The sequence below is a fragment of the Pseudomonas sp. J380 genome (assembly GCF_009827115.1).
In the GTDB taxonomy this organism is placed as follows: Bacteria; Pseudomonadota; Gammaproteobacteria; order Pseudomonadales; family Pseudomonadaceae; genus Aquipseudomonas; species Aquipseudomonas paracarnis.
On the sequence record NZ_CP043060.1, the window covers coordinates 1,603,231 to 1,614,717 of the forward strand.

At 61.7% G+C, this 11,487-nt stretch carries 11 protein-coding genes; 7 read left to right on the forward strand and 4 right to left on the reverse strand.

The window, feature by feature from the left end; translation table 11 throughout:
- Positions 1-12: 12 nt before the first annotated feature.
- Positions 13-1,062 (forward strand): LacI family DNA-binding transcriptional regulator, encoded by a 1,050-nt coding sequence (locus FXO12_RS07050; RefSeq protein WP_057977082.1) that lies wholly within the window; start codon positions 13-15, stop codon positions 1,060-1,062.
- A gap of 18 nt (positions 1,063-1,080) precedes the next feature.
- Here FXO12_RS07050 and FXO12_RS07055 read toward each other — a convergent pair whose 3' ends face one another.
- On the reverse strand, positions 1,081-3,042 hold the full coding sequence (locus FXO12_RS07055) for a sigma-54-dependent Fis family transcriptional regulator (protein WP_057977080.1): 1,962 nt from the start codon (positions 3,040-3,042) through the stop codon (positions 1,081-1,083).
- A 187-nt stretch (positions 3,043-3,229) separates the two neighbouring features.
- On the opposite strand from FXO12_RS07055, the gene FXO12_RS07060 reads away from it, so the two are divergent.
- From FXO12_RS07060 to FXO12_RS07070, 3 genes are read left to right on the forward strand one after another with little or no spacing between them, the layout of a single operon-like run.
- On the forward strand, positions 3,230-4,246 hold the full coding sequence (locus FXO12_RS07060; RefSeq protein WP_060772968.1) for a Gfo/Idh/MocA family oxidoreductase: 1,017 nt from the start codon (positions 3,230-3,232) through the stop codon (positions 4,244-4,246).
- Complete coding sequence (locus tag FXO12_RS07065; protein ID WP_057977076.1) at positions 4,246-5,025, forward strand: TIM barrel protein; 780 nt, start codon at positions 4,246-4,248, stop codon at positions 5,023-5,025. The genes FXO12_RS07060 and FXO12_RS07065 overlap by 1 nt, the downstream gene beginning before the upstream one ends.
- Before the next feature lie 19 nt (positions 5,026-5,044).
- Positions 5,045-5,971, forward strand: a complete 927-nt coding sequence (locus tag FXO12_RS07070) for a sugar ABC transporter substrate-binding protein (protein ID WP_057977074.1) — start codon at positions 5,045-5,047, stop codon at positions 5,969-5,971.
- 160 nt (positions 5,972-6,131) lie between these two features.
- On the opposite strand, the gene yghU is transcribed toward FXO12_RS07070, so the two are convergent.
- Positions 6,132-6,959 carry a glutathione-dependent disulfide-bond oxidoreductase gene (yghU, locus tag FXO12_RS07075; RefSeq protein ID WP_034127280.1) on the reverse strand — a complete coding sequence of 276 codons (828 nt, stop codon included), beginning with the start codon at positions 6,957-6,959 and terminating at the stop codon, positions 6,132-6,134.
- Between the two features lie 95 nt (positions 6,960-7,054).
- Here yghU and mug point away from each other — a divergent pair, with 95 nt between their 5' ends.
- Both mug and FXO12_RS07085 read left to right on the forward strand, forming a co-directional pair.
- Positions 7,055-7,588: a G/U mismatch-specific DNA glycosylase gene (gene mug / locus FXO12_RS07080; protein ID WP_054918728.1), complete on the forward strand. Its 534-nt coding sequence runs from the start codon at positions 7,055-7,057 to the stop codon at positions 7,586-7,588.
- Positions 7,589-7,618: 30 nt separating this feature from the next.
- Entirely contained in the window at positions 7,619-8,215 is a 597-nt protein-coding gene (locus tag FXO12_RS07085) for a glutathione S-transferase family protein (RefSeq protein ID WP_034127278.1), read from the forward strand.
- Between the two features lie 132 nt (positions 8,216-8,347).
- On the opposite strand, the gene FXO12_RS07090 is transcribed toward FXO12_RS07085, so the two are convergent.
- Positions 8,348-9,115 (reverse strand): SDR family NAD(P)-dependent oxidoreductase, encoded by a 768-nt coding sequence (locus FXO12_RS07090; RefSeq protein ID WP_034127277.1) that lies wholly within the window; start codon positions 9,113-9,115, stop codon positions 8,348-8,350.
- Between the two features lie 138 nt (positions 9,116-9,253).
- Here FXO12_RS07090 and FXO12_RS07095 point away from each other — a divergent pair, with 138 nt between their 5' ends.
- The gene (locus tag FXO12_RS07095) at positions 9,254-10,402 is read left to right on the forward strand and encodes an aldose epimerase family protein (RefSeq protein ID WP_057977072.1); all 1,149 of its coding nucleotides are present in this window, start codon (positions 9,254-9,256) and stop codon (positions 10,400-10,402) included.
- A gap of 115 nt (positions 10,403-10,517) precedes the next feature.
- On the opposite strand, the gene araH is transcribed toward FXO12_RS07095, so the two are convergent.
- Entirely contained in the window at positions 10,518-11,486 is a 969-nt protein-coding gene (araH, locus tag FXO12_RS07100; RefSeq protein ID WP_005787495.1) for an L-arabinose ABC transporter permease AraH, read from the reverse strand.
- Position 11,487 lies beyond the last annotated feature (1 nt).

Consider the following 11,487-nt stretch of genomic DNA (forward strand, 5'->3'; position numbering starts at 1 on the left):
AAGGGGCCTGCCATGCACAACAACAAACGCCCAACCATCGCCACCGTTGCCGCCCATGCGGGGCTCAGCGTAGCCACCGTCGACCGCGTGCTGAACGCCCGCGCGCCGGTCAACCCCGGCACGGCCGAACAGGTGTTCCAGGCCGCCGAAGCGGTGGGCTATTTCGCCGCACGGCTGATCGGCCAGCGCATTCGCGAACGTCGGCCCACCTACCGTTTCGGCGTGCTGTTGCTGGGCACAGCCCAAGCCTTTTATGCGCAGTTGGCCCACGCCATCAGCGAGGCAGCGCAGCATCACGCCACCGCCAACCTGAGCTGCCAGTTCGACTACATCAACGACCGCACGCCCTCCGCCATCGTCGCGCAAATCGAACAACTGGCCGTGCAGTGCGACGCCCTCGCGGTAGTCAGCTTCGCCCATCCGTTGATCAACGCCTGCCTGGCGCAGATCCGCACAGCGGGCGTGCCGGTGGTTGCCCTGCTCTCGGACATCCATGAACACGCTGCCGAACCCTATGTAGGCCAGGACAACCACGTGGTCGGGCGCACCATGGGTTGGCTGCTGGCGCGCACCTGCGGCGCACGCAAAGGCAGCGTGGGCATCCTGTTGGGTGGCCATCGCTTTCTCGGGCATCAGGCCCGGGTCGAAGGCTTGCACAGCTACCTCGCCGAACACGCGCCGAGGCTCAAGCCGTTGGAGCCGCTGATCAACCTGGACAACTGCGACATCACCGAAGAAGCCACCCTCGACCTGCTCAGCCGCCATACCGATTTGCGTGGGTTATGTGTGGTGGGCGGTGGTGGCGACGGTGTGATCAACGCCTTGGCGCAACTGCCCAAGCGCCCGACGCTGTGCTGCATCCTGCAAGAGTCCACGCCCTTGTCGCGTCAGGCATTGAGCAACGGGTTGATTGATGTGGTGATGGACTCGCAACCACGGCAGACGGCCGTAGCGCTGGTGGAATTGCTGGTGCGCTTGCAGAGTGATGAGGGGTTTGACCCATTGAGGCACCGCGTGCATATACCGCCGCAGATAGTGACCCCGGAAAACCTGTGCAGCTGATCGGTTTGGCTTGAGGTTTCAGCGCTCACGGAAATCGGCGGCGCTCAAGCCAAACCGACTCATCTTGTTGTACAGACCGCCCCGCGACACATCCAGTTGCTGTGCGGCCAGACGAATGTTGCCGCGGGTGCTGGTGAGCGCGGCGACGATGGCGTGCATTTCATGGCTGCTCAAATCCTGCGCGGGCTGGGGCTGGTAGGCGCGCAACGTGGTGCGTTGCGGGGTTTCCAGCGGCAAGTCGGTCGATTGAATCAGCTCGCCCATCGCCAGGTTGGTCGCCCGCTCAATGACGTTCTCCAGTTCCCGCACGTTGCCCGGCCAGCCATGGGCTGACAGCAACGCCAACGCATCCGGCGCGAAACCTTGCACCGCTTTACGTAGCGAGCGGGCACAGCGCTGCAGGAAGTGCCGCGCCAGCAATGGGATATCGTCACGGCGCATGCGCAGTGGCGGCACGCTCAGGTTCAGCACGTTGAGTCGGTAGTAAAGGTCTTCACGAAACGCACCCTCGGCCACCGCCTGGCTCAGGTTGCGATGGGTGGCGGCGATGATGCGCACGTCGACTTGCCGCGATTGCTTGGCCCCGACGCGGGTGATTTCACCCTCCTGCAAAACCCGTAGCAGACTGACCTGGGCATCGAAGGACATGTCGCCGATTTCATCCAGGAAGATGGTGCCGCCATCCGCCAGTTCGAACTTGCCTGCCGCCCCACCCCGCGCCGAGCCGGTGAACGCGCCTTCGACGTGGCCGAACAGTTCGCTCTGCACCAGGTCCCGTGGGATCGCGCCGCAGTTGACCGCCACAAACGGGCCGTTGCAACGCTCGCTGCCGTTATGAATGGCCTGGGCAAACAGTTCCTTGCCGGTGCCGCTTTCGCCGAGGATAAAGGTGGTGGACTCGCTGCGACTGGCAATACGCCCCAAGTGCAGTGCGTCTTGTATGGCCCGCGAGGTGCCCAGGATGGTCTCAAAGGTATAGCGGGCCTGGGTGCCGATAATGCGCCGGGTAATCTCGCGGATACGGCGGTTTTCGCGCACCGACACAATCACCCCACCCTGCTCCAGTGGGCATACCGAAACCAGGCAGGCGAGTTGGCTGCCGTCGTGCAAGTAGAAGGTGCAATCGCGGTCGCGCACAGGCTCACCCAGCGCGTCGCTCAATTCGCTGCGGCCCAAACGCTGGAAAGGACTGCCGATCAACTCGCGCCCCACCCCGAACAGTTGCCGCGCATAACGGTTGAGTGCCTTGATGCAGCCACGCTCATCGAGCACCACCAAGCCTTCGTTGAGCACTTCGAGTACGGCCTGTTGTTCTTCCAGCAACACCTGCAGCGCCATCTGCCGCGACACCGCCTCGGCCGCCGCTTGAACGGTGCCCAGGGTATGGAAATGAAACCAGCCGGGCTCGGCGGTCAGGGTGAGCATGGCCAGGGTCTGGCCTTGGGCATCTTTGATCGGCGCGGCGGCGCAGTGCATGTGGCGCTGGCGCAGGCCGCTGGCGAAATTTTCTTCAGCCAGCACATACACCAGGCGATCTTCGGCCAGGGCCAGGCCGGTGCAGTTGGTGCCTTGCACCGATTCGAGCAAGCGACTGCCCACCGGGGTGATGTCCAGCCCGCAAAAATACAGAGTCGTGCCCTCGGCATCCGTGAGGTTGATATGCCCCCGCGGGTTGTAAGCCAGCAATCCATGCATGACCTGCGCGGCGGCGGCGATCAGGGCGCGATGGTGGGCCAGGGTCGCCGCCAGCGCATGAGGCGCAACAAAGCGGTAGTCGCTGTTACCGGGCTCGATACCCGCCTCGACACTGCGTCGCCAGGAATCCCAGATGACCTGGCGTACGCCGTGGGGACGCACGACTTGGCCAGCCAGGCATTGGCGCCACGCCTGTTCCAACGCGGCAATGGGCCCGTCGTTCAGCGCGGCAGGCCCCAGGTTCGTGAGGTATTCGAGGTCTTGCACACTGAACGCCTGGGTCATTGCGGTTATCCATGTTCATATTTTCGACATGTCAGTATAGACATGTCATGAATATGGACACTTTTTGTTTAATCAAAATAATAACCCGATATAAATCAGCTAGTTATAAATTGGCACAGGCTTTGCTCCTGCCCCCATGTCACCCAGGACGGTCCTGGGGGCCCACAACAACAAGAGGGGTCGTTTCATGAGTACACAGAACATCCGCCTGGGCTTGATCGGTGCCGGCCGCATGGGCAGCTTCCATGGCCTTACCGCCGCACGCCACATCCCCGGTGCCTGCCTCGCCGCCATCGCCGATCCCGTCCCAGGCCAGGCCGCTCGCCTGGCAGCAGAACTGGGGGTGGACAAGGCCTACACCGACCCGCAACAGCTGCTGGACGACCCGGACATCGACGGCGTGCTCATCGCCGCCCCTGCCCGTAGCCACACGGAGCTGGTGATCAACGCCGCACGCGCCGGCAAGGGTATCTTCTGCGAAAAGCCCATGGCGATTACCCTGGACGAAGCCGACCGCGCCATCGCCGCCGCTGCCGATGCACGGGTGCCCTTGCAGGTCGGCTTCAATCGGCGCTTCGCCAAGAGCTTTCGCACGGCGCACCTCGACGTCGTCGCCGGACGTATTGGCACGCCGCAGCTGCTACGCTCGCTGACCCGCGACCCGGCGCTGAACAACCCGGCCAACTCACCGCAATGGGTGATCTTCCTCGAAACCCTGATCCACGACTTCGACACCTTGCGCTACCTCAACCCTGGGGCCGAAGTGGTACAGGTGCAGGTGATGGCCGACGCACTGATTGCCCCGCAATTCAAAAGCCAAGGTTTGCTCGACACCGCCGTGGTCACCCTGCGCTTTGAAAACGGCGCCATTGCCACCGCCGAAGCCAGCTTCCAGGCCGTGTATGGCTACGACGTGCGCGGCGAAGTGTTCGGCAGCAAGGGCATGCTGAGCATGGGCAGCCTTAACGACTGCGACCTGGTGCGCTACCTGGCCGAGGGCATCCAGGCAGACACCCAGCGGATGGACACCGACCTGCTGCGCGACGCCTACATTGCTGAGCTCAACCACTTTGTCGACTGCCTGCGCAGCGGCGCCAAGCCCCTGGCCAGCGGTGAAGATGCGCGTGCAGCCCTGGCAATTGCCCGTGCCTGTATTGAGTCGTACCAAACCGGCAAGGCCGTGGTCGTTCAAGGAGCCCGCTGATGATGCCGTTCAAATTGGCCGTCAGTGCCGAAATGGTGTTCCTCGACCTGCCCTTCATCGAACGGGTCAAACGTATTCATGCCTTGGGCTTCAGCGCCGAAATCTGGAGTTGGGCCGACAAGGACATCAATGCCTTGGCGGCGACGGGCGCGGACTTCACCTCAATGACCGGCTACCTCACCGGCACCCTTACCGACCCCGACGGCATCCGCCAATTGCTCGACAGCGCCCGTGAGTCCCTGGGCATTGCCGAGCGCCTCAATTGTCCCAGCCTCAATCTGCATGGCACGGGCCTGGGTGAAGGCGGCCTGCCCGTGCAGCCCGTCAGCCACACCACCGGGCGCATGTGGCTGAGCGCTTGCAAGAGCCTGGAAAAAATCGCGCGCCTGGGAGAAGACGCCGGCCGCGTGTTCCTGCTGGAAAACCTCAACACCGCCGTCGATCACCCAGGTACACCGTTCGCACGTGCCGACGACACCCTGGCCCTGATCGAAGCCGTCGGCAGCCCGCATTTGAAGATGAACCTGGACCTGTACCACGCGCAGATTGGCGAAGGTAACCTGATCGAATTGATCCAGCGCGCTGGCAGCGCCATCGGCGAAATCCAGGTCGCTGATGTGCCTGGACGCAAGGAGCCCGGCACGGGCGAAATCCACTACTCGGCCATTGCCCGGGCCTTGCACGCCATGGGTTACACCGGTGTGGTCGGCCTGGAGGGCTGGGCCAGCGGCGACAGCGAGTCGGCCCTGGAGCGTTTCCGTCAGGCATTCACCCTATAACAATAAAAGGAACAGCCTCATGCACCGTTATTCATTACTAGTGGCCGCGCTGTTGTTGGTGTTCAGCCAGTGGACCTTCGCTGCCTATCGCATCGGCGTGAGCATTGCCCGGGTGGACGATAACTTCATGACCTATGTGCGCACCGGCCTGGAGGCGGCAGCCAAACACCAGGACGTGCAGATCCAATTCGAAGACGCCCAGGGCGATGTAGTGCGCCAGCTCAATCAGGTCGAAGGCTTTCTCAACCAGAAAGTCGATGCGGTGATCGTGCTGCCGGTCGACACCGCCGCCACCGCCAACATCACCCGCGCAGCCGTGGCGGCGAAGACGCCGCTGGTGTACGTCAACCGCCACCCGGATGAGCGTACGCTGCCTGAGGGCGTGGTCACCGTGGCCTCCGACGACATCGAAGCGGGGCAATTGCAGATGCGTTACCTCGCCCAAAAACTGGGTGGCAAGGGCAACGTGGCGATCGTCATGGGCGACCTTGCGCAGAACGCCACCCATGCCCGCACCGAGGGGGTCAAACAGGTGCTCAAGGACTTTCCGGGGATCAAGATCGTCGAGCAACAAAGCGCCGAATGGCAGCGCAGCAAGGGAATGGACCTGACCAGCAACTGGTTGCTGGCCGGCACCCCGTTCAATGCCATTGTCGCCAACAACGATGAAATGGCGATTGGCGCGGCCATGGCCTTGCAGCAAGCGGGCAAGGCCAAGGGCGAGATTGCGATTGTCGGCATCGACGGCTTGCCCGATGGCCTGGCAGCGATCAAGCGCGGGCTGCTGGCGGGCTCAGTGTTCCAGGACCCCAAGGCCCAGGCTGCCCAGGCCGTGCAAGCGGCGGTGCGGATGATCAAGGGCGAGCAAGTTGACGCGCAGGTGTGGGTGCCTTTCGAGCTGATCACGCCTGAGCAGGTGGGGGTGTTTGAGCAGCGCTACAAATAACTCGAACAATCAGCTGGATACTATCGAAGGCAGAAGCGGCAACTGTGGCGAGGGAGCTTGCTCCCGCTGGACTGCGTAGCAGTCCCAGCCTTTTTAAACAAAGAGCGGGGCCGCTTCGCGCCCCAGCGGGAGCAAGCTCCCTCGCCACGTGGTTATCGTATCAATCCAGGTCACTTGCATCATGGCGCTCGGGCAACTGATCATCCCCCGACACCCGGTTCACCCGCCGCCCACGCTGCACCGCCGGCCGCGCATCAATCGCATCCGCCCAGCGCATCACATGCTTGTATTCATGCACCGACAAAAACTCTGCCGCACCATACAAACGGCCTTTGACCAACCCACCGTACCAAGGCCATATGGCGATATCGGCAATGGTGTATTCATCCCCGGCGATGTATTGGCTGACCGCCAGGCGCTTATCCAGCACATCCAGTTGGCGCTTGGTCTCCATGGCGAAGCGGTTGATCGGGTATTCCATCTTGCTCGGCGCATAGGCATAGAAATGCCCAAAGCCGCCCCCCAGGTAAGGCGCGCTGCCCATCTGCCAGAACAGCCACGACAGGCATTCAGCCCGTGCGGCGGGCTCCGTGGGCAGGAACGCACCGAACTTCTCGGCCAGGTACTGCAAAATCGCGCCTGATTCGAACACGCGAATAGGTGTGGCGCCGCTGTGGTCCATCAGCGCAGGAATCTTCGAGTTCGGGTTCACCGCCACAAAGCCACTGCCGAACTGGTCGCCGTCGCCGATCTTGATCAGCCAGGCGTCGTATTCGGCGCCGCTGTGCCCCAGGGCCAGCAGCTCTTCCAGCAGGATCGTGACCTTCTGCCCATTGGGCGTGGCCAGGGAGTATAACTGCAGCGGGTGCTTGCCCACCGGCAGCGGCTTTTCGTGAGTGGCGCCGGCGATGGGCCGGTTGATGCTGGCGAAGGTGCCGCCGCTTTCGGTGTCCCAGGTCCAGACTTTGGCAGGTACGTACTCGGTCATAATCAATGCTCCAGAGGCGCTTGCGATCAACTAAGCGCTCCAGACTAAACCAAAGGTCGATGATTCGTCACACCTATCAGCATGGAAGATCCGGCATGAATGATCGACTCGACGACCTCCTCGCCGACCACTTGCACGTACTGTTCTGCGGCATCAACCCTGGCAAGGGCTCGGCAGCCCTCGGCCTGCATTTTGCCAATCGCAGCAATCGTTTCTGGCGCACCGTGCACCTGGCCGGTTTCACGCCCAATGAAATTCGCCCGCAAGACGGCGCCACCTTGCTGCACTACGGTTGCGGATTGACCACTTTGGTGGCACGGCCAACGGCCAGTGCAGGCGAGTTGGCGCGGCATGAGTTCCAGGACGCGGCTGCGGCGCTCGAACATAAAGTTCGCCGCCATGCCCCGCGTTTCGTCGCGTTCCTCGGCAAGCCCGGCTATAGCGCACTGACCGGCCAGCGCGAGGTCGCCTGGGGTTTGCAAGCGCAGCTACTGGGCGACGCCTGGGTATGGGTGCTGCCCAACCCCAGCGGGCGCAACCTGGCGTTCAGCCTGGATCAATTGGTGCAGGCGTATCGGCTGCTGCACAACGCCGTTGCGCAATCCAGGCCCGCGCCCTTAATCTCGTGAGCCCAACACCCTGTAAGCAATGGAGGCTGCATGAAACTGGTCGGAATGCTGGACTCGCCCTACGTACGCCGCGTGGCTGTTTCCCTGGAGTTATACGGGGTGGACTTTGTGCATGAACCGCTGTCGGTGTTCAGCACTTACGCTGAATTTGCCCAGATCAACCCGGTAGTCAAGGCCCCTTCCCTGGTGCTGGACGATGGGACGATGCTGATGGATTCGAGCCTGATCCTCGATTACCTGGAAGCGCTGGCGCCGGCTGACAAAAAGCTGCTGCCCCAACAACCGGCGGCACGCGCCCGCGACCTGCAACTGCTTGGGCTCGCGCTGGCGGCCTGTGAAAAAAGCGTGCAGATCGTCTATGAACACAACCTGCGCCCCGCTGAAAAATTGCATGCGCCTTGGCTTGAGCGCGTTACCGGGCAATTGCTGGCGGCCTATACGTTGCTGGACAAGCAACTGGCGGGCAACGAGGCGCTGACCCAGGCCTCCCTCACCGCAGCGGTCGCCTGGTCGTTCAGCCAGTTCACCGTGGCCTCGGTGGTGAAGGCCGATGCGTTCCCCAACCTCAAGCGCCATGCCGAACGCCTGGAGCAGCACCCGGCGTTCAAGCGTTACCCCATCGAATGAACTTGCCCTAATGTGTAGGAGCGAGCTTGCTCGCGAAAAACTCATAGACGCCGCGTTTACTCAGGCTACACGCGTTATCGTTGACGTTTTTCGCGAGCAAGCTCGCTCCTACAGGGAGCCCTGTTCGCGTCGCTACACCCACCCGCCGTCGACGATAAAGTTCTGCGCCGAGCACATCGCCGAGGCATCCGAGGCCAAAAACAGCGCCATGTTGGCGATGTGTTCCGGCATCACGCTGCCGGGCAGGCACTGACTGCGGGCGATGAGCTCCTTGGCGGCGTCGTCGACCCACATGGCCAGTTGTTTTTCGGTCATCACCCAACCCGGCACCAAGGTGTTGACGCGGATATGGTTGGGCCCCAGTTCACGCGCCAGGGCCCGGGTCATGCCGTGGGCGGCAGCCTTGCTGGCGGCGTATACGGGGTAGCCGGCCGAGGCCATCATCCAGCCCACCGAGCCCAGGTTGATGATCGAGCCGCTACCAGCCTCCTTCATCATGGGCACCACCGCCTTGGCGGCAAAGAAGGCGTGCTTGAGGTTGACCGCAATCAGTTGGTCGAACATGTGCGAGTCGATTTCTTCCAGGCTGTGGCGCACATCGTTCGCCGCATTGTTGACCAGTACCGTGATCGGCCCCAGGGAGTGCTCGAAACGCCCGATCGCCGCACGGTAGCCGATCTCGTCGGTGATATCGCAGCACTCGAACTCGACACTGTGCCCTTTGGAGTTCAGCAACGCCGCCAGGCGTTCACCCTGGCTCTGTGCACGGTCCACAAACGCCACCTTGGCACCCTGCGCGGCGAAGGCCCGCACCATGAACTCGCCAATCCCCGAAGCCCCGCCGGAAACCAGCACGGTTTTGTCCTTGAGGTCGGGATAAATCGCTTGCTGGGTAGTCATAACAATCAGTGCTCCGCTTAATTAGTCTTATTTTATTTTGCAAGAACGGCGTTAAAGGCTATAAATCTGCTGTCATATCGACAAAATATCTCAAATTAGTAGAACTATTCCAGCAAAACAACAAAAGGAAGTTCGACCATGAAGCACCCTCGATACCTGCTGTCCGGCCTCGCGCTGTCTATGCTGATCGCCAGCGGCGGCGCGCACGCAGCCGGCCTTAGCAGCGAACACAAACCCTTCGGTAAAACCAACGATGGCACCGCCGTCGAACAGTACGTGTTGCGCAACAGCCACGGCATGCAAGCCACGGTGATCACTTACGGCGGTGTGCTGCAGTCGCTCAAGGTGCCGGACAAACACGGCAAGCTCGACGACGTGGTGCTGGGCTTCGACGACGTGCAAGGCTATCAAGGCGGTACCGCGTTTTTCGGCGCCACCATCGGCCGCTTCGGCAACCGCCTGGCCGGCGGCGCCTTCGAACTCGACGGCAAACGCTACCAGGTGCCGCTCAACGACGGCCCCAACTCATTGCATGGCGGCGCCCAGGGCTTCGACAAACAGGTGTGGCAAGCCAAATCGGTCAAGGACAAAGACTCGGTGGGGGTCACCCTCACCTACCTGTCCAAGGACGGGGAAATGGGCTTTCCGGGCAACTTGAAGACCGAGGTAACCTACCGCCTCAACGACAACAACGAACTGCACATCGACTACACCGCCACCACCGACAAGCCCACGGTGCTCAACCTCACCAACCACAGCTACTTCAACCTGGCCGGCGCGGGCAATGGCGACATTCTCAAGCAGGTCGCCACCTTGCACGCCAGCCACTACACACCGGTGAATGCCACCTTGATTCCCACCGGCGAACTGGCGCCGGTCAAGGGCACGCCCATGGACTTCCTGAAGCCTACCGCCATCGGCCAGCACATCAAGGACGACCATCCGCAGCTCAAATTCGCCGAGCCCAAACAAGGTGGCTTCGACTTCAACTGGGCGCTGGATACCAAAGGGGACGTCAAGCAACTGGCCGCCGAGGTGCATGATCCTGAATCAGGCCGACGTTTGCAGCTCTACACCACAGAGCCTGGCGTGCAGTTCTATACCAGCAACTTCCTGGACGGTTCGGTGAAGGGCAAAGGCGGCAAGACGTACCAGCACTGGAGTGGGTTTACCTTGGAGACCCAGCATTTTCCGGATGCGCCTAACCAGCCGAGCTTTGCCTCAACGCGTTTGAATCCAGGGCAGACTTACACCCAACACACTATTTTCAAGTTCACCGCTGATTAAATTGTGGGAGCTGGCTTGCCTGCGATGGCGGTGGCACAGGCTACTCAATTATTGCCTGAACCAACGCTATCGCAGGCAATCCAGCTCCCACATTGGTTTTTCACAGCGCCTGGGTTCAGCGTTGTTTCATGCGGTCGATGACCACGGCCAACAGCAGGATCGAACCGCGGATCACATACTGGTAAAAGGTATCGATGTTCTTCAGGTTCATCGCATTCTCGATGATCGCCAGAATCAACACCCCGGCAATCACATGGCGGATCATGCCGATGCCGCCGCTCAGCGACACCCCACCCAGCACGCAGGCCGAGATCACCGTGAGCTCGAAGCCCTGGCCGATCATCGGCTGGCCGGAGGTCATGCGTGAAGCCAGGATCACTCCCGCCAGCGCGCCAATCAGGCCGTGCACGGCAAAGATCAGGATCTTGGTGCGGTCAACGTTCACGCCCGCCAGCAGCGCCGCCTCCGGGTTACCGCCGATGGCCATGGTGTTGCGCCCATAGGTGGTGTAGTTGAGCAGCCAGCCGAAGAACAGGAAGCAGACAATGGTGATCAGGATCGGCACCGGCACACCAAACAATTGGCCGTTGCCGAACACGAAGAATTGCTCCTGGGACACGCCTACGGCCTTGCCGTCGGCAAAGATGTAAGCCAGGCCGCGCACGATTTGCATGGTCGCCAGCGTAGTGATCAAGGCGTTGACCCGCAGCTTGGCGATCACGATGCCATTGATCAACCCCACCATCAGGCCCATCAGCAGCGCTGCGCCAATGCCCAGCATCACGCTGTCGGTATCGCGCATCACAATCGCCGCAACCACGCCGGCGCAGGCGATCACCGAGCCTACCGACAAGTCGAAGTGCCCCGAGGCCAGGCAGAACAGCATGGTGCACGCGGCAATACCGACAGTCGAAATCGCCAGGCCCAAGCCGCGCATGTTGAGCGGAGAGAGGAAGTTATCGATCAGCAGCGCGCACAGTACGAAGATGCCCACCGCCGCCAAGAGCATCGCCCAGTTATCGAGCAATGCACGCATATCGAGGGGTTTGCGTGCCGAGGGCAACGCGTTGTTTTGAATGGTCATG